The sequence below is a fragment of the Aquisphaera insulae genome (assembly GCF_011064615.1).
Taxonomy (GTDB): Bacteria; Planctomycetota; Planctomycetia; order Isosphaerales; family Isosphaeraceae; genus Aquisphaera; species Aquisphaera insulae.
Genome location: NZ_JAALJH010000022.1, coordinates 57,873 through 80,399 on the forward strand (window position 1 = coordinate 57,873; position 22,527 = coordinate 80,399).

The 22,527-nt window shown below is 69.1% G+C and carries 23 protein-coding genes; 12 read left to right on the top strand and 11 right to left on the bottom strand.

Features of this window, described 5'->3' with window-relative positions:
• Positions 1 to 90 precede the first annotated feature (90 nt).
• The 3 genes from G6O54_RS14295 to surE all read right to left on the bottom strand — a co-directional run bounded on the left by G6O54_RS14295 (position 91) and on the right by surE (position 2,548).
• Positions 91 to 948, bottom strand: a complete 858-nt coding sequence (locus tag G6O54_RS14295) for a serine/threonine protein kinase (protein ID WP_165226320.1) — start codon at positions 946 to 948, stop codon at positions 91 to 93.
• Between the two features lie 73 nt (positions 949 to 1,021).
• Positions 1,022 to 1,624, bottom strand: a complete 603-nt coding sequence (locus G6O54_RS14300; RefSeq protein WP_165226321.1) for an FKBP-type peptidyl-prolyl cis-trans isomerase — start codon at positions 1,622 to 1,624, stop codon at positions 1,022 to 1,024.
• Positions 1,625 to 1,852: 228 nt separating this feature from the next.
• Entirely contained in the window at positions 1,853 to 2,548 is a 696-nt protein-coding gene (surE, locus tag G6O54_RS14305) for a 5'/3'-nucleotidase SurE (protein ID WP_250846887.1), read from the bottom strand.
• A 187-nt stretch (positions 2,549 to 2,735) separates the two neighbouring features.
• Between surE and G6O54_RS14310 the strand changes: the two genes are divergently transcribed.
• The gene (locus G6O54_RS14310) at positions 2,736 to 3,263 is read left to right on the top strand and encodes a hypothetical protein (protein WP_250846888.1); all 528 of its coding nucleotides are present in this window, start codon (positions 2,736 to 2,738) and stop codon (positions 3,261 to 3,263) included.
• Positions 3,264 to 3,292: 29 nt separating this feature from the next.
• On the opposite strand, the gene G6O54_RS14315 is transcribed toward G6O54_RS14310, so the two are convergent.
• Complete coding sequence (locus G6O54_RS14315; protein ID WP_165226323.1) at positions 3,293 to 3,838, bottom strand: peroxiredoxin family protein; 546 nt, start codon at positions 3,836 to 3,838, stop codon at positions 3,293 to 3,295.
• Between the two features lie 203 nt (positions 3,839 to 4,041).
• Between G6O54_RS14315 and G6O54_RS14320 the strand changes: the two genes are divergently transcribed.
• Positions 4,042 to 6,867 carry a tetratricopeptide repeat protein gene (locus G6O54_RS14320; protein ID WP_250846889.1) on the top strand — a complete coding sequence of 942 codons (2,826 nt, stop codon included), beginning with the start codon at positions 4,042 to 4,044 and terminating at the stop codon, positions 6,865 to 6,867.
• Here the strand turns inward: G6O54_RS14320 and pstB are convergent.
• The 4 genes from pstB to G6O54_RS14340 form a co-directional block, all read right to left on the bottom strand.
• Positions 6,848 to 7,720, bottom strand: coding sequence for a phosphate ABC transporter ATP-binding protein PstB (gene pstB / locus G6O54_RS14325; protein ID WP_165226324.1), 873 nt, complete (start codon positions 7,718 to 7,720; stop codon positions 6,848 to 6,850). The two genes, G6O54_RS14320 and pstB, sit on opposite strands and share 20 nt — an antisense overlap.
• A gap of 36 nt (positions 7,721 to 7,756) precedes the next feature.
• Positions 7,757 to 8,704, bottom strand: coding sequence for a phosphate ABC transporter permease PstA (pstA, locus tag G6O54_RS14330; RefSeq protein ID WP_165226325.1), 948 nt, complete (start codon positions 8,702 to 8,704; stop codon positions 7,757 to 7,759).
• Complete coding sequence (gene pstC / locus G6O54_RS14335; protein WP_165226326.1) at positions 8,701 to 9,675, bottom strand: phosphate ABC transporter permease subunit PstC; 975 nt, start codon at positions 9,673 to 9,675, stop codon at positions 8,701 to 8,703. The genes pstA and pstC overlap by 4 nt, the downstream gene beginning before the upstream one ends.
• Before the next feature lie 96 nt (positions 9,676 to 9,771).
• Positions 9,772 to 10,812, bottom strand: a complete 1,041-nt coding sequence (locus G6O54_RS14340) for a PstS family phosphate ABC transporter substrate-binding protein (protein ID WP_250846890.1) — start codon at positions 10,810 to 10,812, stop codon at positions 9,772 to 9,774.
• Positions 10,813 to 11,118: 306 nt separating this feature from the next.
• On the opposite strand from G6O54_RS14340, the gene arfB reads away from it, so the two are divergent.
• Positions 11,119 to 11,544, top strand: a complete 426-nt coding sequence (arfB, locus tag G6O54_RS14345) for an alternative ribosome rescue aminoacyl-tRNA hydrolase ArfB (RefSeq protein ID WP_165226327.1) — start codon at positions 11,119 to 11,121, stop codon at positions 11,542 to 11,544.
• Between the two features lie 35 nt (positions 11,545 to 11,579).
• Here the strand turns inward: arfB and G6O54_RS14350 are convergent, their stop codons facing one another.
• Both G6O54_RS14350 and G6O54_RS14355 read right to left on the bottom strand, forming a co-directional pair.
• Entirely contained in the window at positions 11,580 to 12,530 is a 951-nt protein-coding gene (locus tag G6O54_RS14350; protein ID WP_165226328.1) for a 6-phosphogluconolactonase, read from the bottom strand.
• Positions 12,531 to 12,563: 33 nt separating this feature from the next.
• Positions 12,564 to 13,559 carry an NADPH:quinone reductase gene (locus tag G6O54_RS14355; protein WP_165226329.1) on the bottom strand — a complete coding sequence of 332 codons (996 nt, stop codon included), beginning with the start codon at positions 13,557 to 13,559 and terminating at the stop codon, positions 12,564 to 12,566.
• Between the two features lie 125 nt (positions 13,560 to 13,684).
• Between G6O54_RS14355 and G6O54_RS14360 the strand changes: the two genes are divergently transcribed.
• The 5 genes from G6O54_RS14360 to G6O54_RS14380 all read left to right on the top strand — a co-directional run bounded on the left by G6O54_RS14360 (position 13,685) and on the right by G6O54_RS14380 (position 16,457).
• Entirely contained in the window at positions 13,685 to 14,278 is a 594-nt protein-coding gene (locus G6O54_RS14360) for an LOG family protein (protein ID WP_165226330.1), read from the top strand.
• Positions 14,279 to 14,366: 88 nt separating this feature from the next.
• Positions 14,367 to 14,666, top strand: a complete 300-nt coding sequence (locus G6O54_RS14365; RefSeq protein ID WP_250846891.1) for an autorepressor SdpR family transcription factor — start codon at positions 14,367 to 14,369, stop codon at positions 14,664 to 14,666.
• Positions 14,663 to 15,328: an SdpI family protein gene (locus tag G6O54_RS14370; protein WP_165226331.1), complete on the top strand. Its 666-nt coding sequence runs from the start codon at positions 14,663 to 14,665 to the stop codon at positions 15,326 to 15,328. The genes G6O54_RS14365 and G6O54_RS14370 overlap by 4 nt, the downstream gene beginning before the upstream one ends.
• 58 nt (positions 15,329 to 15,386) lie before the next feature.
• Entirely contained in the window at positions 15,387 to 15,851 is a 465-nt protein-coding gene (locus G6O54_RS14375) for a YciI family protein (protein ID WP_165226332.1), read from the top strand.
• Between the two features lie 24 nt (positions 15,852 to 15,875).
• Positions 15,876 to 16,457, top strand: coding sequence for a hypothetical protein (locus G6O54_RS14380; RefSeq protein ID WP_165226333.1), 582 nt, complete (start codon positions 15,876 to 15,878; stop codon positions 16,455 to 16,457).
• A gap of 33 nt (positions 16,458 to 16,490) precedes the next feature.
• Here G6O54_RS14380 and G6O54_RS14385 read toward each other — a convergent pair whose 3' ends face one another.
• Positions 16,491 to 17,339, bottom strand: a complete 849-nt coding sequence (locus G6O54_RS14385) for an aldo/keto reductase family protein (RefSeq protein WP_165226334.1) — start codon at positions 17,337 to 17,339, stop codon at positions 16,491 to 16,493.
• A 154-nt stretch (positions 17,340 to 17,493) separates the two neighbouring features.
• Between G6O54_RS14385 and G6O54_RS14390 the strand changes: the two genes are divergently transcribed.
• The 4 genes from G6O54_RS14390 (at position 17,494) to G6O54_RS14405 (ending at position 22,299) form a co-directional block, all read left to right on the top strand.
• A complete protein-coding gene (locus tag G6O54_RS14390; RefSeq protein ID WP_165226363.1) occupies positions 17,494 to 18,909 on the top strand; it encodes a cytochrome B6 in 1,416 nt (471 codons plus the stop codon).
• Between the two features lie 82 nt (positions 18,910 to 18,991).
• The gene (locus G6O54_RS14395; RefSeq protein ID WP_205678788.1) at positions 18,992 to 19,474 is read left to right on the top strand and encodes a hypothetical protein; all 483 of its coding nucleotides are present in this window, start codon (positions 18,992 to 18,994) and stop codon (positions 19,472 to 19,474) included.
• Positions 19,475 to 19,570: 96 nt separating this feature from the next.
• A complete protein-coding gene (locus G6O54_RS14400; protein WP_165226335.1) occupies positions 19,571 to 19,960 on the top strand; it encodes a BlaI/MecI/CopY family transcriptional regulator in 390 nt (129 codons plus the stop codon).
• Complete coding sequence (locus G6O54_RS14405) at positions 19,957 to 22,299, top strand: M56 family metallopeptidase (protein WP_165226336.1); 2,343 nt, start codon at positions 19,957 to 19,959, stop codon at positions 22,297 to 22,299. Before G6O54_RS14400 ends, G6O54_RS14405 begins: the two co-directional genes overlap by 4 nt.
• Positions 22,300 to 22,527 lie beyond the last annotated feature (228 nt).

Below are 22,527 nucleotides of genomic sequence, written 5' to 3' on the forward strand. Positions count from 1 at the left end.
GGAGATCGGCAGGGAATCGGAATCGGAGAAGGACAGGCAGGAATGCCTGTCCTCCCGGTCCCTGTCTTGGGACGACGCCTCGGCGGGGCGTCACTCGTCCTCGGCGCCCTTGAGGTCGACGTCGTCGAGGCCCTTGGCCTTGGCGATCTTGGCGAGCTGATCGCGGACCTCCACCATGTCGGCGGGCCGCTTGGTGGGGTCGGACTGGAGGCAGGCGACGATGAGCAGGTTCAGGTCCGCCGGGAGCCGGGGATTGAGCTTGCTGGGGAGGGTCACCTTGCGGTCGTCGCCCGGCCTGGGGATGCCCTGCTGGACGAACCGGCCCGTGAACAGGCGGTACATCGTGGCGCCCAGGTTGTAGATGTCGGTCCGGGCGTTGACGGTCTTCTCGATGGCCGTCTCCGGGGCCATGTACTGGGGGGTGCCGGCGGCACGATTGGTGTCGCCCTGGCCGCGGATCCAGGCGGTGCCGAAGTCGATCAGCTTCACCTGCCCGTTCTTGGAGAGCATGATGTTGTGGGGCTTCAGGTCGCCGTGGAAGACGCCGCGGCGGTGCATGTGGGCGAGCGCGGCGGCCACCTTGGCGAAGATCAGGATGAGCTGGTCGAGCTCCGGGGCCTCCACCTCGTCCAGGCTCTTGCCGTCGACGTATTCCATCAGCAGCTCGGCGCCGGTGACCTTGAACCAGGACTTCTTCTGGCGGAAGTCGTAGATCTTGGCGATGACCGGGTGGTTGAGCTTCTGGGAGGCCTCGAACTCGTTGCGGGCCTGCTGGATGTAGATGTCGTCCTCGGGCTCCTGCTTGCGGATGATCTTCAGCGCGTAGCGCTTCCCCCCCGCGGACTTGTCGCTGATGAGGAAGATCTTGCTGCCGGCACCCTCGCCGAGCTCGTTGACGACCCGGTACTTGATCCCGGAGAACTTGGGGGTGGAAGACACGTTCGCCATGCGGGGCCTCGTTCGTTCAATCCGACGGAGTCGATGCGGTTGTGGGCCTTGGGTCGAGGGTCTTATGGGACGCCTAGTAGAGGATCTTCAGCAGCTCGACCTCGAAGATGAGGTCGGCGTTGGCGGGGATATCGCCCTTGCCGGCGGTGCCGTAGGCCAGCGGGGCGGGGATCCAGAGCTTGCGGATCTCGCCGACCTTCATGCCCGGGAGGCCCTCCTCCCAGCCCTTGATCAGGCCGCCGGCGCCCACGGTGGCCTCGAGCGGCCTGCCGCTCCGCCGCGAGCTCTCGAATTCCTTCCCCTCCTTGTCGCCGTCGGCGAGGTGGCCGACATAATGGACCTGGACCACGTGGCCCGACTTCAGCTCGTCGCCGGTCCCCTCGCGGAGCGTCTCGTAGGTCACGCCGCCGGCGGTCTTCTTCTTCTCTCCCTTGGCCGTCGGCGGCGCCGGGGTGGTCGTCGAGAGCTTGGCCTTCTCGCGGGCGTCGGCCGCGGACTTGTCCGTGATGGTCGGATTCTCGCCGTTGGCCTCGGAGCCCTTGTCCCCCTCGGGCAATCCCCTGGTGATGACCGCACCGGGAGGCGCCGTGTGCTGGAAACTGTCGGGGGCGTCGCAGCCTGACCAGCATGCCGTCAGAACCAGGCTTCCCACGAGCACCGCGTACCTTCGCCACATGGCCGGAACCCCCGCGAAACACGAATCCACGCTTGAAAGATGAATGACGGGCAACACGCGGAGCGGCCACGGCCTCTTGCCGCGATGGCCCCGATCCGCCCGGTCGCCCCTGGATGCCTCATTATGTCATGTTCGATGCGGGATAAGCCAGATCACAGCCGGCACCCGGCCCTCACATTATCCGCGGGGGCCGGCGCCTTCCGGCCGCGGGGCGAGCTGCCGCCGGTGCTACGGCTGGCGCTCCCCGATGGTGAGCAGGCTCACCGCGATCCGACCGCCGAAGCAGACGTCGACGTCCCGGCCGGCGATCCGATCGCGCGACTGGTAGTCGCCCGCGTAGACCGCCTCATGGCCCTCGAGCCGGTAGGCCAGGGGCAGGGGGGAGGGGTCGAGCGGGCAATGGCAGACCTCGGGCATCGGGGCACCCGGCTCCGGATGGGGGAGATTGACGTTCCAGAAGGTCCCCGGCGCGTTCGGTCGCGCGAGGAGCTCCCGGATGACGGGCGCGGCCCAGGCCGCGGCGCGATCCCAGTCGATGCTCCGGCCCCGCGCGATGTAGTGGGAGACGGCGATCGCCGGCAGGCCCCGCCCGGCGGCCTCGCGGGCGGCGGCGACGGTCCCGCTGATGGGGACATCGGCGCCGAGGTTCCCCCCCGCGTTGATCCCCGAAATCACGCCGCGGATGCCCGGGACGAGGCCCCAGACGGCCAGCCTCACGCAGTCCGCCGGCGTGCCCGCGACGGCGATCGCGCCGTCGTCGCGGCGGAGGAAGGCGATCGGCCGATGGGTCGTCACCTGGTGTCCGCAGCCGGAGATCGGCCCGTTGGGGGCGATCACCGCGTGCGGCCCCAGGCCCTCGACCGCCCGGCGGAGCGCCCGCATCCCCGGGGCGTCGAGTCCGTCATCGTTGGTCAGGACGAGCAAGTTCGGCTCCGCTTCGAAGAACCGGGGAACGCCCCGTGGCGATCGGGCGTTCGAGATGGTAGATTTCAGCCGGTCTGGCAGCTCAGGCGCGGCATTCCAGGGCGGCCGTCCGCCGCGGCCGGCCGCGACCGCGGGCGACTTCTTCCTGTCCCAAAGACTCCTTCCCTCCTCGAGCCCGCGACGATCGATGGACGACCTTCCCGAGCCCCGTCCGGTCCGACGCGTCGAGGACCGCGACCACGACATCCTGGACCCTCGCGTCTTCGCGACCCCGGCCGGGCCGGCCACGCGTCCCGGGCCGATCACCGGCCGGTACACGGGGCAGTTCGTCCCGCCGATCTCGGCACTCGGGCCGCTCTTCCGCTACCGGTTCGAGAAGATCCACCGCTGCCGGGCCGATTACGACCTCGACATCAACCCGAGGGCGACGACCCGGGTCCTGGGGGGATACTACCGGTCGAGGGCCCTGGTGCGGGTCTACGTCCGCGACCGCGACCTCGGGCTCAGGCCCCTGGAGGAGCTCTTCGACACGTTCCTCCACGAGATGGCGCATCACCTCGAGTACACCGAGCCGACCTCGTTCGCCGCGCGGGCCTGCGGGAGGGTGCCGGGCCGGATGCACAGCCGGCTCTTCTGGCGGATCCTGGGCGAGCTCAAGCACCGCTGGGCCCGGCTCCAGGGGCCTCGGCGCGACGACTCGCGCCGGGCCCGCTGAAGGGGGATCGAAGCTCGATGTGGTCGAGGTCACCTCGCGGCGACGCCCAGCTCCTTCAGCTTGGCGGCCACGTCGGCCGCGGCGTTCTTCGGCTGGACCGCCTTGTCGATGGCGCGGATGACCCCCTCCTTGTCGATGTAGAAGGTCCAGCGCTCGGGGACCTTGCGGCCCTCGTGGACGACGCCGTAGACCCGCGCCGTCTCCTGGGTGGGATCGCTCAGGATCGGATAATCCAGGCCCAGCGACTCGCTGAACTTCTTGTTCGTCTCGGCGTCGTCGGTGCTGGCCGTGAAGTAGGCCACGTCGAACTTGCGGATCGCCTCGCCGTTCTCGCGGAGCGACTTGCACTCGGCCGTGCAGCCGCCGGTGAACGCCTTGGGGAACCAGGCCAGGACCACGGCGGACTTGCCCCGGAAATCGGCGAGGTCGTAGGTCTTGCCGTCCGATCCCTTGAGCGCGAAGTTGGGGGCCTTGTCGCCGACCTTGAGGTCGTCCGCGAGGCCGCGGGCCGGCGTGAAGGCCGCGGCCAGGCCGAGGGTCAGGCAGGCGGCGAGCGTCGGAGAAGTGCGGCGCATTTGTTCCTCCTGGTGGATGGTTTGCCGGGGAGAGAGAGCCTCGATCGAGGCGCCGGACGAACGATGAACGGTAGCAGCCGGCCGGCCCGCTTGCAACCGCCGCCGAGTCGACTCGACCCGGGGAGAGCCGCGCCGGTAGACTCGGGGGCTGGACCTGGCCCGGGCCCGCCGCGGCCCGGCCGAGCCCCAGGGAGCAAGCCGCGATGACCTCCGTGACCGTCCCCGAGCCGAGGCCCGGCCCTTCCAGGCGGAAGGGGCGCGCGGATGCGGAGCAGCCCGCCGGGGGAGATCCCGCGCGCGGGCTCCGGGCCCTGGATGTCAGCCTCGTCGTCCTCTTCCTGGCGTTGACGGCGCTCCTCGGCGTCTTCCCGCTCAAGGACGCGGACAACTACTGGCACCTGCGGACCGGCGACCTGATCCGGGAGACCGGCTCGATCCCCCGCGTCGACTTCTATACCTTCACCCGCGAGGGGGCGACCTGGATCGACCTCCACTGGCTCTTCCAGGTGGGGATGAGCTGGATCAACGAGCGGGCGGGCGTCCCCGGGCTGATCCTGGCGAAGGTCCTGATCACGACGCTCGCCGTCGGCCTGCTGATCACGGCCCGCCGCCGGACCTGGCCGGCCTGGGCCATGGTCCTGGCGTGGCTCCCCGCGCTGGTGGTCCTCTCGGGGCGGATGTACGTCCGGCCCGAGACCCTGAGCCTGCTCTACCTCTCCGCCTACCTCGCGGTCCTCTCGCGATGGGAGCGGCACCCCCGGCTGGCCTGGATCCTGCCGTTCGTGCAGGTGGCCTGGGTGAACTCGCACGGCCTGTTCGTCCTCGGGCCGATCGTCCTGGGCTTCGGACTGATCGACGCCCTGCTGCGGCTCCGCGCCATGGGTCCGGATCCGGCCCGATGGTGGAAGACCGTCGCCCCGGCGGCGGTCGCGGTCCTGGTGGCCTGCCTCCTCAATCCCTATGGGCTGAGGGGCGCGACCTATCCGCTCGAGCTGGCCCGCACGATGTCCAACCCGATCTTCTCCCAGAGCATCGCCGAGCTGACGCCGATCCCCCTGTTCATCCGGAACCACGGCTGGACCAGCGTCCCCCTGCTGATCCAGTTGGGGACCATGGTCCTGGGCGCGCTCAGCTTCCTGGTGCCGCTGGCGTGGAGCCTGGGCCGGTGGCTCCTCGGCAGGGAGAAGACGCAACCGGCCGCCCCGGCGGAGCCGGCCGGGAAGCGGAAGCGGAAGGCCTCGAAGAACAAGGCAGCCGCGGCGGTGGTCGCGGAAGAGCCGACGGGCTGGCGGCCGAGCGTCTTCCGCCTCCTCCTGTTCGGGGCGTTCACCGCCCTCAGCTTCCAGGCCACCCGCAACAGCCACCAGTTCGCCGCGGTCGCCGGGGCGGTGACGGCCTGGAACTTCGCGGAGTGGGTGGCCGCGATCCGGCGGACGCGTGCCGCCGCCCCGACCTCGGGCCCCGCCCGGCCGGCGGGACTGACCCCCACGCTGGCCACGATGGCCGTGGTCGTCTCGATGCTCGTGGCCGTCGCCAGCGGCAAGTTCTACGAATTCCTCGGCGAGGGCCGGACCATCGGCTGGGGCGAGGCGCCGCTCTGGTATCCGCACGACGCGGCGCGGCTCGCGGGGCAGGAGGGGATGCCCGAGCGGTTCATCGGGTTCCACAACGCCCACGCCTCGGTCTTCGAGTATCACAACAGCCCGAAACGAGAGGGGGGGCCGGGCCGACGCGTCTACACCGACCCCCGGCTCGAGGTCGCCGGCCCGGAGCTCTTCGACGAGTACAACCAGCTCTCGCGGCGGATCGCCGCGGACAGCCCCGGCTGGGAGGCGGAGCTCCAGCGGCTCGGGCTGCCGAGCATCCTGGTCGATCACGAATACAGCTCCGGCCAGGGGGCGACCCTGCTGGCGAGTCGGCGCTGGAAGTGCATCTGGTTCGACCCCATCGCCGCGCTCTATGTTCACGAGTCGTATGCCGATGCGGTCCGGGGGCGCGAGGTCGATTTCGGGGCCCGGCATTTCCGCCCCGAGGCCGCCACCGAGCCGCACGGGACCGACGAGCTGCGGGCCCTGGCCCGCGCGGGACGCTACTACCAGGTGGCGCTCGCGGGGAGGAGCCGCGCCTCGAGGGCCCTGGGCTGGGTCGCCTCGGATGCGGCCCGGCGGCTCCTGAAGTCGGATCCGGACTCGTTCGACGGCTGGAAGACGATCGGGCAGCTCGAGATCCGGGAACCCCTGGACCCGCCCAGCCCGAGGTTCCGGCAGCCCTTCGACCCGGTCTTCGACCTGGCGATGGTCCGCGCCACGTACGCCCTCCGCCGCGCGGTCGCCGCGGTCCCGACGGATTTCTCGAGCCTGTTCAGCCTGATGCTGGTCTACCAGAATCGCCAGATGAACGAGGCCGTGCTGCCGATCCTGGACCGCCTGGCGGAGCTGCCCCCGATCAACCCGACGCAGCGGACCATGCTGGGCCAGGTCCTGGCCGGTCGCTCCGAGATCCGGGAGATCCTCTCGAGGCCCGTGGAGACGCGGTGGAAGAACGCCGGCGAGCTGGATCGGATCGTCAACCGGCTGCTGGCGGAGGGGAGGGCGGGATCCGCCTGCGAGGTCCTCGAGCAGGCTTATCCCGCCGAGAAGGCCCCCTGGGAGATGGTCGACCGGATGGCCACGCTCCGGCTCCATCTGGGGGATCCGGCCGCGGCCCGCGGGCTCTGGCAACGGGCGGGCGCCACGGCCCAGCCGGCGGTCCGGGACGCCCGGATCGCCGCGGCCGACTTCGCGGAGGAGCGGATCGAGGCGGCCCGCGCGGGATACGAGCGAGCGATCGCCGCGGATCCGGCCCTCTTCGAGGCGAGGTACGGCCTGGCGGTCCTCGAGCAGGAGGTCGGCCGGGCCCCGGAGGCGCTCATCCAGGCCGAGGCGGCCGTCGGCTCCGCGGCGAACGACGTGTCGCGGGCGGCGGCCCGGGGCGTGGCCGACCTGGTCCGGCCCTATGCCGGGGCGGCCGTCAGCCGATCCGGCCCGTGATGTAGTCCTCGGTCCGCTTGTCCTTGGGGTTGGTGAAGAGGAGGTCGGTCGGGCTGAATTCGGCGAGGATGCCCGTGCGGTGGCCGTCCGCGGAGGCGGCCTCGTCGAGCATCAGGCAGGCGGTCATGTCGCTGACGCGGCGGGCCTGCTGCATGTTGTGGGTGACGATGACGATGGTGTAGTCGTCCTTGAGGTCGTCCATCAGGTCCTCGACGCGGGCGGTGCTGATCGGGTCGAGCGCGGAGCAGGGCTCGTCCATCAGGATGATCTCGGGCTCGACGGCGAGCGTCCGGGCGATGCAGAGCCGCTGCTGCTGGCCGCCGGAGAGGTCCAGGCCGCTGCGATGGAGCTTGTTCTTGACCTCGTCCCAGAGCGCCGCGCGGCGGAGCGACTTCTCCACCAGCTCGTCCATGTCGCCGCGGAATCCGTTGATGCGAGCACCCCAGGCGATGTTGTTGTAGATGGTCTTCGGGAACGGGTTGGGCTTCTGGAAGACCATGCCGATCCGGCGGCGGAGCGACACGGCGTCGGTGCCCGGCGCCGAGATCAGCTCGCCGTCGAACCAGATCTCCCCCTCCATCCGGGCGCCCAGGATCAGGTCGTTCATCCGGTTGTAGCAGCGGAGGAGGGTGCTCTTGCCGCAGCCCGAGGGCCCGATCAGGGCCGTGATCTTGTTCCGGGGGAAGTCGATCGAGATGTCCTTGAGCGCCAGCGAGCTGCCGTACCAGACCGAGAGGTGCCGGGTGGACAGGGCGGCCGACGCGTCAGGCGGAGCGCCCGCGGGCGGGCCGGCGGGGACCGGGATCTTGAGGGGCGGGGGCACGGGCTCGGCGCGGGATTCTGTCACGCTCATGTGTCCACTTTGTGGTTGTCCGGGGGACCGCGGATGTCACTGGTAACGCCGGAACCTGTCGCGGATCAGGATGGCGATCCCGTTCATCGTCAGCAGCAGGACCAGGAGGATGACGATGCCCCCCGCGGCCACGGTCTGGAAGGCGCGGTCGGGCTCCTTGGCGTAATTGTAAATCTCGACGGGGAGCGCCGAATAGCGGTCGAGTGGCCCGGTGGGCAACTTCCGGAGCGCCCCGGCCGCGCCCACCATCAGCAGCGGTGCGGTCTCGCCGATCGCCCGCGAGAGGCCGAGGATGGTCCCGGTGAGGATCCCCGGCATGGCCGCGGGCAGGACGTGGCCCATGACCATCTGCCACCGGGTCGCCCCCAGCGCCAGCGCCGCCTGGCGGAGCGACGACGGCACCGTCCGGATCGCCTCCTGGGTCGTGATCACGATGATCGGCAGGATCAGCAGGCCCAGCGTCAGGGCTCCGGACAGGAGGCACGGGCCCACCGCCAGCCGGGAGAAGCCGAAGCCGCGGACGAAGAGCGCCAGCCCGAGGATCCCGTAGACGATCGACGGCACCCCCGCGAGGTTGGCGATGTTGGTCTGGATGATCCGCCGGAGCCGGCCGGGGGGGGCGTACTCCTCGAGGTAGACCCCCGCGGCGATCCCCACCGGGATCCCGATCGTCGCCACCAGGCCGAGCAGCCAGAGGCTGCCGACCAGGCCGATCCGGAACCCGGCCAGCGCCGGGTTGCTCGACTGCCGGTTGACGATCAGCTTCGAGAGCAGGCCCCAGAGCTCCTTCAGGTTCGGCCCGACGGCGTACCACGGGTTGTCCGGCTTCCCCTGGAGCGACGCCATCAGGATGGATGCCAGCAGGATCACCAGGACCACCACGCCGGACAGCGTGGCCAGCAGGCAGGCCGCCCCGAAGAGCGGCCCCGCGACGGACCGCAGCGTGCGGTGCGGCCGGAAGCGATCGGCACCGGAGGTGCTCATTGATAGACCTCGCGATAGCGCCGGAGGACCAGGCCGGAGATGATGTTGAGCGTCAGCGTGATCAGGAAGAGGGACAGGCCGACCGCGAACAGCGACAGGTACTTCGACGAGCCGTACGAGGCCTCGCCGCTGATGACCTGGACGATGTAGGTCGTCATCGTCTCGAGCGACTCGAACGGGCTGAAACGGATCTGCGGCAGCATGCCCGCGGCCAGGACGACGGCCATCGTCTCCCCCACGGCCCGGCTGATGGCCAGGATGAACGAGGCCACCACGCCGGAGAGCGCCGCCGGCAGCACCACCCGCGTCGAGACCTCGAACTTGGTCGCGCCCAGCCCGTACGCCGCCTCGCGGAGCCCCCGGGGCACGGCGGACAGCACGTCCTCGCTGAGCGACGAGACCAGCGGGATGATCATCACGCCGACGACGATGCAGGCGGAGAGGGCGTTGAACTGCGGCACCCGGACCCCCAGCGGCTCCATCACGGCCTTGAGCACCGGGGTGACCAGCAGCAGCGCGAGATAGCCGTAGACGATGGTCGGAATCCCCGCCAGCAGCTCGAGGGCCGGCTTGAGCACCTTGCGGAGCTTCCTGGGGGCATACTCGCTCAGGTAGATGGCGCTCAGGAGGCCGACCGGCAGCGCGATGCACGAGGAGCCCAGCGCGATGGCGAAGGTCCCCCAGACCAGCGGCAGGATGCCGAACCTCGGCGGGTCCGCCTCCGGCTTGAGCTCGGTCCCGAGCAGGAATTCGAGGATCCCCGTATGCGAATGGACGAAGAACTCGACCGACTGCACGGTCAGGACCAGGACGATGCCGACGGTCGTCATCACGGTCAGGATCGCCGCGGCCGCGAGCAGCGACGAGACGACGGCCTCGACGATCGCCTGGCGCGGCGAATGCCCGGCCCACTGGTCGTCCTCGAGGGTCGCGGCCGGTCGCGGGGGCGGTGCGGGTTGCGGAATGGTCACGGTCGACTTGCTCCGGCTCGGCGGGGAGCCGCGGGCCGGCCGGCCTGGGATCGCCCAGGCCGGGCCGGCCGTGAGGTAGGGAAGGGTCGGGGAATCTCAGGGTTTGGCCGCGGCGGTCTCGGGAGCGGCCGCGCCGTAGAGCTTGGTCCGGGCCTCCTGGTTGGCCTTCAGGTCGTCCTCGGTCGGCGGGTCGTAGCCGCCGTCCACGGCGAGCTTCTTGACGTTGTCGAGGTAGTAGCCCAGGAACTGCTTGACCTCGGGCCGCCTGGCCGCCGAGTTCTTCACGAAGATGTAGAGCGGTCGCGAGAGGGGCCTGTAGCTCTTGTCGGCGATCGTCTCCGCGCTCGGGAGGACCGGCTTGGCGTCGGCCCCGTTCTGGACCGCCACGGGCTTCACCCGTTCCTTGTTGGCGGCGTAGTACGCATAGCCGAAGTAGCCGATGGCGTCCTCGTCGTTGGCCACGCCGTTGACCAGCGTGTTGTCGTCGGAGCTCTGCTGGACCCCGTCGCGCTGGCCCCCCTTGGCGGCGGGCTTCGGCTGGTCCTTGGCGGCGGGATCCGCGTTAACGGGCTTCGGCTTGCCGACGATCGCCTCCACGAAGAACTCGTAGGTGCCGGAGTCGTTGTCCGGGGAATAGAGGCGGATCTGGCGGTCGGGCCAGGCCGGGTTCAGGTCCTTCCACGTCTTGACGGTCGAGCCCGGCTCCCAGAGCTTCTTGAGCTGCTCGACGGTGAGGGACTGGACCACCGTGTTCCTGGCATTCACCACGACGGTGATGCCGTCGTTGCCGACGGTGAACCGGGTCCACTCGATCCCCTGGGCCTTCGCCTTGGCCTCCTCGTCGGGCTTCGCGTCCCGCGAGGCGTCGACGACGTCGACCTCTCCCTGGAGGTAGCGGCTGAAGCCGCCGCCGGTGCCGTGGTTGTCCACGACCACGGTCGTGTTCGGGTTCACGGACTCGAACGCCTCCTGGGCGGCGCGACTGATCCGGAAGACGGTGCTCGAGCCGTCGACCACGACCGTCCCGCTCTTCGACCCGCCCGGGCCGCCCCCTTCGCCGTCACCACCCCCGCCGCAGCCGGCAAGCAGCAGGACGAACGTGAAGAGCCCTGCTGCCATCGCGTACGTGAATCGCATCAGCTTCGTGTCCTGGTATTCAGCTCGGTGCCGACGTCGGGAGGGGGAGCGGCGGCGCCGAATGCAAGGCGGAGATCCGAGGCCCAATCGCCTCGCGCACGTTCCCCGGCCGACGGTCATTGACCTTCCGCATGATAACCGGGAACCGTGAAGATTGTGTGAAGGCCCGGCGAGAGTTCCTGGTGCACGAGCACGACCCGCCCACGGAGCATGGCCCTCTCAGGATACCCGCGATACTCTTCTATTCAAGTGACCAGCACCGACACCCCGATCCACGGCGGCGGGCGGAAGGCCCGATTCTCCCCCATGATTCCCGTGAACGACCGAATCAGCCTCAACGACGACGAGCTCGAATTCGAGTTCATCCGCTCCTCCGGCCCGGGGGGGCAGAACGTGAACAAGGTCTCGACGGCGGTCCGGCTGCGGTTCGCCGCGGCGACCTCTCCGTCCCTGCCGGAAGACGTCCGGCAGCGGCTGATCCGGCTGGCCGGGAGGAAGGTCGGGGCGGACGGCGTGCTCATGATCCTGGCCCAGGAGGCGCGATCCCAGGAGGCGAACCGGAGGGCCGCCGTCGAGAGGCTCGTCGAGATGATCGCGAGGGCCTGCGAGCGGCCGAGGCCCCGGCGGCCGACGAGGCCGACGCTCGGCTCGAAGGTCCGCCGGCTGGAATCGAAGCGGAAGCAGAGCGAGACGAAGGCGCGGAGGAAATCGCCCGGCTCGTCCGACGATTGACGGGCCGGGCCGGGCCGGGTCGGGTCATCGTCCGTTCAGTTCAGGTCCGGCTCGAGCGGGCCGGCGAGCCCCTCGTGGTAGAAGAGCCGGCCGGTGAGGGTCGGCATGAACGAGCTCGGCACCCACGGGTCCGGGCCGTATCGCAGGGTCATCCAGAGGCTGGTCCCTTGCCACTGCATCCCCCGATCGAAGACGCCGTCGGCGCCGCCGATGATCCGGTCGGCCTGCAGGAACAGGCCGGGGCCGATCGTGTTGGCGAACGCCGGCACGAGCGTGGTCCGGCTCCGGAAGCTCGTCAGGGCGTTCTGCTCGATGGTCAGGGGATGGAGCCGCGCCCCGATCCGGTGCGTCGCCGCCCGCCACCGGTCCACGGTCTCATACTCGGCCGCGAAATGCGGCTCCCAGAAGGCGATATGGCAGACCCGGCCGATCCCGAAGATGACGATCAGCTCCGCCCCCTTGCTCTTCAGCTCGCCGATCCGGTCCGCGTAGTTGGGCAGGCGGTCGGCGGTGGCGAACCAGCGGCGGCCCTCGGGCACGGTCAGAGATCCGAGCGGGCCGTAGAAGGCCTTCTGCATCGCGTACTGGAAGGCGCCCGGGTTGTCCGGGGGGAGCGTCGCGCCGGAGCGGTCGCTCCATTCGTCCATGTTGAACCCGTGGACGTGGGAGCAGGAGACGTCCCACTCCTTGAGGAAGTAGACCGCCCAGCGGTACATCCCCATCGGGCCGACGGGGAGGATCAGGGCCGCGTCCCGCCCCTCGTCGCGGGTCCGGCGGATCGCCGTGGCGATCTCGTGGCCCATGACCACGTCGAAGTCGGGGACGGTGGCCGTGGGGACCAGCTCGAACCTGGGGTTCCACCAGGGCTGTCGCTCCGAGATCGCCGCGGGCGGGTGCGAGCAGCAGGCGTCAATTTTCGCGAGGTCCCAGCCGGCGGGGAGGAACCCTTCCATCATCGAGCCGGCGAACGTCGTGAGCAGATTCATCGTATTCTCGACTCCAGTCCTGCGGCGCCACGATCAGTCCACGGAGATGACGACCTTGCCGGAGAGGGCCCCGGCGCCGTGGAGGGTGTTCGCCTCCAGGAACCTCTCGGCCTCGGCCGCGGCCTCGAGCGGGAAGCAGCGGCCGACGAGCGATCGGAGCTGCCCCTCCTCGACCCATCGGACGATGTCCGAGGCGGCCGGCTCCTGCTCCTCGGGCGTGAAGTTGAAGACCGCGAAGCCGTGGATCGAGCAGTTCCGGGGATAGAAGGCGCCCAGCGGCAACGTCGGCCGGGCCGTCCGTCCGGCCATGAGGACCATCCGCCCGCGCTTCCGAAGGAGGGGGATCGAGACCTCCAGGTTCGGCTCGCGCTGGGTCTCGTACCAGACGTCGAAGCCCTCCGGGGCGAACTCGCGGAGGCGGGCCGACACGTCGTCGGTCTTGTAGTTGAGCGCGAGGTCGGCGCCGAGGTTGGTGCAGGTCTCGAGGTGCTCCGGGCTCCCCGCGGTGGTGGCGACGCGGCCGCCCACGGCCTTGACCATCTGCACGACCATCGAGCCGACGCCGCCGCTGCCGCCGGGGACGTAGACGGTCTCGCCTTCCCGGAAGCGGCCGCACTCGATGAGGCCGATGTGGGCCGTGAGGCCGACCATGGCCATGGCGGCGGCCTGGTCGTCGGGGAGGAGCGTGGGCGTGTGATGGAGCCATCCCTCGGCGATGGCGGCGTACTCGGCCGCCACGCCCTGCCGCCCGAGCAGCCCCTGGTTCGAGCCCCAGACCCGGTCGCCGGGCTTGAACTTGCGGCTCCCCGCGCCGACGGCCTCGACCGTCCCGGCGACGTCGCACCCGATGACGTAGGGGAAGGCGAGCGGGAAGGCGACCAGGCCGGATCGGATGTAGAGATCGATCGGGTTGAGGGCGACGGACTTGACCCGGACGAGGACCTCGCCCGGCCCGGGATCCGGCCTCGGCAGGTCGCCGACCACGATGTTCTCCGGCGGGCCGGTCTGCTTGATGTAAGCGGCTTTCATGCGGACTCTTCCTGGAGCTCGGGCGGAAACGGCCGCGCCCGGAGGGCGGCACGGTTGCTATGATACCCGTCTCGAATAGGGGGCGAAATCCAGCCCCGAACGCATTCTCGAACCCCGGAGGACTGATGTCCGAAGGCCCCAGCATCTGCGTCTTCTGCGGCTCGTCGGCGGGGCTCTCCCCCTCCTATGCCGAGGCCGCCCGGCTCGTCGGCGAGGCGATCGTCCGCCGCGGGGCCTCGCTCGTCTACGGCGGCGGGCGGGTCGGACTGATGGGGGTCGTCGCCGACGCGGTCCTCGCCGCCGGCGGCCGCGTCGTCGGCGTGATCCCCGAGGCCCTGTCCACCAAGGAGATCGCCCATGACGGCCTGACCGAGCTCCACGTCGTCCGCGGGATGCACGAGCGGAAGGCCCTGATGGCGTCGCGATCGACGGCCTTCCTGACCCTGCCCGGCGGCATCGGCACCTACGAGGAGTTCTTCGAGATCCTGAGCTGGAAGGGCCTGGGGATCCACCGGAAGCCGGTCGGGATCCTCAACGTCGGCGGCTACTTCGACCCGCTGCTCGACCTCCTGGACCACGGGATCACCCGCAAGTTCATCCGCGTCGACCACCTCCGGCCGCTGGTCGTCTCCGACCAGCCCGAGGAGGTCGTCCGCATCCTCCTCGACGAACCCGACGCCGGCCCCAACGACCGCTGGATGACGCTCGACCGGGCCTGAGCCCCGCCGATCTTCCGGACCAGGCTACCCGCGGCGTGTATTTAGACGATATTCTAAATATGCGGCCGACCGACGCGAACACACGGGCATGATGAAACTCAACGAGGTCCTCAAGGCGCTCTCCGATCCGACGCGGCGGGAGATCATCCGGCTCCTCCAGGGGGGGGAGCTCACCGCCGGAGAGGTGGCGTCCTCGTTCGACATGACGCGGCCGTCGATGTCGCATCACTTCGGCGTCCTGAAGGATGCGGACCTGGTCTCGACCCGCCGCGACGGGCAGCAGATCTACTACGCCCTGAACACCACGGTCATCGAGGACGTGATGACGCTCCTCTGGGACCTGTTCGGGCCGGGGAAGAAGAAAGCGAAAGGGGAGGTCGACCTATGAATCGCGCCTACTGGATCATCGCCGTCTCGCTCCTGGTGGCGTGCTGGGGACTTTCCGCGGCACTCTATCCGGGCCTGCCGCAGAAGATCCCGACCCACTGGAACATCGAGGGGAAGGTCGACGGCTGGGGCGACAAGACCTGGGCCACGTTCCTGATGCCGGCCATGATGACCGGCTTCCTCGTCTTCTTCGCCTTCCTCCCCGCGCTCTCGCCGAAGGCGTTCGAGGTGGATTCGTTCCGGCCCACGTACCTCTACTGCATGGCGGTCACGGTCGGCCTCTTCGCCTACCTCCACGCGGTGATCATGCTGGCCACGCGCCAGGAGATCTCGCCCGGGGGCTGGCGGATCGACCTCGGCCGGTGCCTGTTCGCCGGGATCTTCCTCTTCTTCGCGATGCTCGGGAACGTGATGGGCAAGGTGCGCAAGAACTTCTACATCGGCTATCGCGTCCCCTGGACGCTGGCCAGCGACCGGGTCTGGAACGACACCCATCGCCTGGCCGCCTGGCTGATGACCGGCGGCGGGATCGTCGGCTTCCTCGCCGTCGTGCTGGGCGCCCCGCTCTACGTCCCCTTCGGCGTGCTGATGGTGACCGCGCTGGTCCCGGCCCTCTACTCGTTCGTGCACTACAAGAGCCTGGAGCGCCAGGGGCTCATCTGAGGCGGTATCGGGCGGATCTCGGTTGTTACGTCCTGGGTTTCATGCGGAGGGAAAGCGGATGCGACGCACCTTGCTGCTGGCGGGCCTCCTCTGTTTGCCGACACCGGGCGCGCGGGCCCTCGCGCAGGGAGCCAGGCCCGCGCCGGTCGCCGATCCCGCGCTCGCGAAGAAGCTGGGCGCCGACGAGCGAGGGATGCGGAACTACGTCATGGTGATCCTCAAGACCGGCCCGAAACGCGTGCCGGCCGGCCCCGCCCGGGACGAGATGTTCAGGGGGCACTTCGCCAACATCAAGCGGCTCGCCGAGTCGGGCAAGCTCGTGGTGGCCGGACCCTTCGGGGACAAGGGCGACTGGCGCGGGATGTTCGTCTTCGCCGTCGAGACGCCGGAGGAGGCGGAGAAGCTGGTGGCGACCGACCCGGTCATCAAGTCGGGCGAGATGGTCGCGGAATACCACCGGCTCTATTGCTCCGCCGCCCTCATGGGGGTGATGGAGGTCCACGAGAAGATCGCGCCGAAGTGACCAACGGCAGGATCGGAGAATCCCATGGCCCGATCACGACGGATCCTGGTCGTCGTCGCCCTGTTCGGCATCGCTTCCTGCGCCGGGCGGATCTCCCCCCGACCGGCATCGGTCAAGGACCGGGATGATGCCGTCCTGCGGGCCGTCTTCGAGGATGTCCTGGGCGCGAAGGAATCGCCGCTCGGACCTCCGGAACCATCGCAGAGACACCTCTGGCTCCTCACCGCCAAGGTGAAGCGGCGTCCGCCCGAGGGCCGTTGCGATGACGAGATCTCCGGACACACAGGCAAACTGACTACGGACCAGGTCGCCCGTGCGAAGGAGGCGATTCAGGATTTTCACGCACGGGAGCCGGTCCCGGGACTGATCGCGGAGTTCACGACCGAGGATTCGCGGATCTCAAAGCGAGACGGCGGAGGTGATCCGGTGTCCGACCTGATCCAGTTGTTCTCGGCCTATCCCCCGGGATTTGCTCGCGACCATCAGACGGCGGTCGTACGGATCGGTTTCACCTGGAGCATGCATAGCGGGACAGGTACGTACATCCTCGAGCTCCGAGACGGCAAGTGGGTCGTCGTCTCGAAGGATCTTAGGTATCACGTTTGAATGCGACGTCGCCGTCCTGCGCGGCCCTTTTCTTCAGCCGATCAGGCCCTCGAGGCGATCCACCTCGGTCGGGTCGAGCTGGAAGGCGAGGGCCTCGAGATCCTCCCGCATGTGGACCGGGTCCGTCGTCCCCGTCAAGGGGAGGATTCCAACATCGATCGCGAACCGGAAGACGACCTGCGGGACCGTCCGGGCGTGACGATCCGCGATGCGGGCGACCTCGGGGCGGGCGAGCGCGGCTCGATTGGCCGTGAGGAGGGAGAAACCCTGATAGACGATCCCGTTCGAGGAGCAGAAGGCCCGGACTTCTCGATCCCAGCCGTCCGCGGCGAAGCAGCGATTCTGGACGAGTCGAGGAGGCACGCTCGCCCGATGGCAGAGCTCGCGAAGCTGGCCAAGGTTCACGTTGCTGATTCCCAGGAGCCGGAGTCGACCGTCGGCGTGTATCGACTCCATGGCCCGCCATGCCTCCCAATCCTCGGCGCCGAGGCCGATTCGGCTCGTCGGCCCGTGCAGCAGGTAGGCGTCGATGGTATCGATTCCCAGGTGCTCGAGCGAGCTGGCGACGGACTGCTCAACCTGAGTCCGGATCGGAGCTTTCGGGTCGTAGGGGAGCCGATGGTCCTGGCCGCCCTGGAACGTGAACTTGGTCTGGAGGAAGAGATCCTCGCGACGGATCAGCCCGCTCCGGATCGACGCCTGGACCGCCTCGCCGACGCCGGCCTCGTGATAGTGCCGGCGCTGGTTTGCGGTGTCGATGCCCCGGAAGCCTTGCCGGATGGCGAGCCCCGCCAGGCGAGAAGTCTCCTGCTCCTTCCACGCGGTGCCGTAGAGGAATCGCGGGACGCGCACGCCGTCGATCGAAAGGTCTTGAAGCTTCATCGATGCCTCCTGAGGCCGACGGGAACCTGACGCATTCTACCGAGTCCGCGAAGGATGGGACGGGAGGGAGTTCATGAAAGGCACCTCATTTGCGACGATGCCGGAGCCGGTCTCCCCGTCCATCCACGACCATGACCTCCCCGAGGATTCGACGATGCACGCCGTCCATCACGCGTCCGGCCGCCTCGCCCTGGCGGCCCTGTGCCTCGGCATCGGCTCCGAGGTGTCCGCCCAGCCACCGACGCCAGCCCCGCCGACCTCGAGTTACGACCAGATCACTCCCACGCTCCTGGGCAAGGAGACGTTCCGGGAGCGGATGGCGAAGGACAGGGCGGGCAAGGCCGAGATCGCGGCGGCCCATCAGAAGGTCCTGGAATCGCGCTATGACCTGGCCGCGCGGCCCGACCCGGCGGTCAAGATGACCCGCGGGAAGTCCATCCAGGTGGGACCGGCGACGAAGCTCCCGGCCGGAGCGACCTGGGATTCGCTGGCCGCTCCGTCGCCCGAGGAGATCCTCCAGAAGGGGCTCTTCCCCCGCGGATTCCTCCCCTTGCCGCACCCGAATCACCCGGTCGGCGGGATGGTCTTCCCCCAGATGGAGATCAAGGCCCTGCCGCGGCTCGAGCGGTTCGACCTCGACTTCGACCTGCCGGAGCACTTCCTCCCCGAGTTCCCGCCGGCCATCTTCCTGACCAGCCGCAAGGACCTGGGCGATGTTTCCCAGGGGAAGGTCGTCACGGTCGAGAACTTCCAGGAGATCTTCGGCGGCATCCTCAATTCGAAGGACCTGGAGGGGCTCCGGCTCCTGGTCACCCAGTTCCCGCAGCAGCAATTCAACGCCACGGCGGACCGCAAGACCGACAACCCCGTGGGGATGCTGGGCGTCTCCTGCTTCGACTGCCACGTCAACGGCCATACCTCGGGCGCGACGCACCTCGTCGGCGACATCCGGCCGCAGTCGCACCGCCGCCGGCTCGACACGACGAGCCTCCGGGGCGTGAACGTCCAGCGCCTCTTCGGCTCGCAACGGGCCCTCAAGTCGATCGAGGACTTCACCGAGTTCGAGCAGCGCGCGGCCTACTTCGACGGCGACCACGTCTCGGCCTCGGCCAAGGGGATCAATCCGCTCGAACGCGGCAGCCAGGTCCACTTCATGGCCGAGGTCCAGGAGCTGCTGGACTTCCCCCCCGCGCCGGGGCTGAACCTGTTCGGCCTCCTGGACCCGAAGAAGTTCGCCGCCGATTCGTCGGAGATGCGGGGCCAGGCCCTCTTCTTCGGCAAGGCCCAGTGTGCGGCCTGTCATCCGGCGCCGTATTATACGGACAACTCGATGCACGACCTCAAGGTCGAGCGGTTCTACAAGACCCAGGAGGAGAACGGCCTGGTCGCGACCGCCCAGGGGCCGATCAAAACCTTCACCCTCCGCGGCATCAAGGAGTCGCCCCCGTATCTCCACGACGGACGATTGCTGACCCTCGAGGATACGGCCGAGTTCTTCAACCTGGTGTTCGAGCTCAAGCTGAATGCCCAGGAGAAGGCGGACCTGGTCGCCTTCATGCGGCAGCTCTGACCGCCGTTCGTCCCTGTCCGGGCCGGGCGGCCTCCGACGCCCCCGGCCTGGGCGAAATCGAAGAAGGGAAAGGCAAAGATTGATGTATGCTCCAAGACCTGTTGACCTGACCTGGTCCCGGTTCCTGTTCCTCCTCATGGTGCCCATCATGGTGATGACCTCGATGTCCTCGCGAGCCGCGGCCGGCGAGCCCGACCCCCCGGCCGACCGTCCCTACGTGCTCGAGTGCTACTACAAGGCGAAGTGGGGGAAGGCGGATGAGTTCCTCCGGCTGTTCAAGAAGAACCACCTCCCGGTCCTGAAAACCCTGGAGAAGGAAGGCCGGTTGCTGAAGATCACCGCGGTCAAGCCGCGGTATCACGGCACCGAGGACGGCCGCTGGGATTACCGCGTCACCCTGGTCTTCAAGAGCGTCGCCGCCGCGATCGACACCGAGCACGAGGAGGCGATCAAGAAGCGACTCTTCCCCGACCAGGAGACGTTCAAGAACGAGGAGCGAATCCGGTTCGAGATCCTCGACGCCCACTGGGACGTGCTCACGCTCGACGTCGATCTCGATAACTGAGCGCGGAAGAACCGAAAGCCGCCCCTTGACGTGTGACTACGGTTGTGGTCAAATCCCGCTGTTGACCACATCTGTAGTCATTCCGGGGGACAAATCATGGGCGAGGCGGAGTCGCGTATCACGGACGCCGAGTGGCACGTGATGGAGGTCGTCTGGGCGATCGGCTCGGCGACCCCGGCGGAGGTCATCGATCGGGTGGCCGAGGCCCAGGGGTGGAATCATCGGACGGTGCGGACGCTCCTCTCGCGGCTGGTCGAGAAGGGGGTCCTGCGTCGCGAGGGGGACGGCACGCGGTCGGTCTACCGGGCGGCGGTGAGCCGGCGCCGGAGCGTCCGGGAGCTCGGGAGCTCGTTCCTCAAGAAGGTGTTCGACGGCGATGCGGCCTCGCTGCTGCTCCATTTCGCCCGCGAGGCCAAGCTCGGCCCCGAGGAGCTCGACCGGCTCAAGAAGCGGCTCGCGCAGGAGCGGAAGGGGGATGAGTCATGACCGGATTCGACTTGCTCTGGCGGGCGAGCTGGCAGGCGGGAATCCTCGTCCTGGCCGTTGTCCTGATCCGGGCCCTGCTGGGGAAGAGGCTGACGGCCGCGATGCGGTACGCCCTCTGGGGCGTGGTGCTGGCGAGGCTGCTGCTCCCGGTCCTGCCGCAGAGCCCGGCGAGCGCCTATGGGCTGTTCGACGTGAAGCCCCGGGAGTCGCCACCGATGGACGTCCTGGAATCCCCGAGGATCGAACCCCCCGCTCAGGCTGAGCCGGTGGCGATCCCCGAACCCTCGCCGGTCTCGCGACGAGCCGAGGTTCCCGTCGAACAGGACGCCCCCGCGAAGCCGGCCGCCGTTCAGCCAGCGCGATCATGGACGTGGTGGCAGGCCGCGGCGGTCGCCTGGGTCTTGGGCGTGTCGCTCGTGGCGTTTCGCGCCCTCCGCTCGCTCGTCCTCCTGGCGCGACGCAGCCGCCACTGGGTCGCGGCGGATGATCCCCAGCTCGCGGCCCTATTCGAGTCGTGCCGGGTCCGGATCGGCCTGGGATGGCGGCCCGTGCTGAAGGTCTCCGAGGACGGATTCGGGCCGGCGGCCATGGGCGTGATCCGCCCTGCCATCCTCATCCCGCGATCGATCCTGGAATCCACGAGCCGGGGAAATCTCGAGCATATCCTGCTCCACGAGCTCTCCCACCTCCGCCGTCGCGACGCGGCCGTCGACTGGCTCTGGACGATCGCCTGCGCCGTCCACTGGTTCAACCCGGTGGCGTGGTGGGCGGCGGCGAGGGCTCGGACCGATCGGGAACTCGCGTGCGACGCGAGCGTGCTCGATCGACTCGGACCGGGCCGACGCGGGGCCTACGGCATGACCGTACTCGACCTGACCGTCCGTCGGGATGCCCATCCGCTGATTATCGGGACGGTCGGCGCTTTCGGCAGCCAACGCCATCTCTCCGAGCGGATCGACATGATTGCCGAGCATGTCCCGCCCCGGCGAGGGCGGCGATTCGCCTCCCTGGCCGTCCTGCTGGGACTCGCCGCGGTGGGGCTGACCGATGCCGCTCCGGCGGGGTCGACCCCGGAGCCGGCAGAGGCCCAGGAGCCGGCGAAGGCTGAGCCCGTGCCCGAGGCTCTGGCGAAGCGGGTCGCCGAGCTCGTCGCCCAGTCTCGCCCGACGAATGCCTCCGAGCCCGAGAAGTGGGCTCCCGCCATCCGCGAGCTGACTCGGATCGGCCGGCCAGCGGTCCCGCTGCTGATCGACGAGCTCGACCGCACGACCGACGAACGCATGCTCCGGTCCCTGGGCTTCACGCTCCGGGCGATCGGGGATCCGCGGGCGATCCCCGCGCTCATCCGGGCGATCCCCCGCACGCTGGTGAATGCCGGCAGCGACTATGGCATCGCGCTCAAGGACCCCGAGCTGTTTGCATTCATGAGGAAGCATGACAACGACACGAAGGATGTCGATAAGAACAACTTCACGCTCAATACGCCATTCCGGGAGATCACCGGCGCGCTCCGTTCCCTGACCGGCCAGCGATTCCACGAGGACGAGCTGAACTTCGTCACGCCGGGGGGCAACGACCTCCAGCGGGCGATCAAGGAGCGGCAGTATCATCGGCTGGCCCGGCGATGGGCGGACTGGTGGGAGGTCAACTGGCTCAAGTTCACCGACGATCGCCGCTATGCCTCGGTCCGCCTCCCGTCGCTCCCGGACGAGCACGCCGAGGTCAGGCCGGCCGACCAGCCGTTCCCGACCGGCCCGGCGGTCCACGGGGATACGACCCGGGCGAACATCATCCTGGGGCCGCCCCAGCCGCTGGAATACTACAGGACCTTCGAGGACCTGGATTCCGGCCGGATGACGACGTGGCCCGGCGAACTCGGCGACCCCGTCGCGCCGAAGCCGGGCGCGATCGAGGCGTGGGCGGCCGACCAGGGGATCGACCTGCAGGGGACGCACTACCGAATCCCCGGCGATGACCGGGTCCACTTCGGCCTCAAGCCGCTGGGGCTTCGGGCCTGGGAGATCGACAACGACCGGTTCGACAGGATGGAGCAGGAGTTGAAGGCGGGACCTCCGAAGCTCGGCCGGCCGGTCACGGACTGGCTGATGCACTACGACGAGGCGACGAAGACCTACGATCCCGACGCGACCGCGACGTTCCTGTTCGCGACCCGCGAGGGGGGGACGGGTATCCTTCAGGTGACGGGCCAGATCCGGGATCTGCTCCGTCCGGAAGACATCGGGCAGCCGGTCAGCGAGACTCGGAAACGCGGCTTCTATCGAGGCGTGCAGTTCCGTATGCGATTCTTCACGGATAGCCCGCCCGACGGGGGGGAATAGCCGCGACGCGCAAGCTCGCCGGCCATCGCGTCACGACCGGCCGATCGGGTGCGTCCGGGCTCCGCCCGACGCACCCCACACAAACTTGCATGACGAGGTCTTAGGGTGTCCGCAGGAGGTCTCTGGCGCGATAGAAAGTTGGCCTGGACGAGCCTGGGGTCTTGTCCAGGATTTGTTGCGCGGGAACGAGGCTTGTAGGCAAGCCTTGGCCAGCGCCTGGCTCGGCAG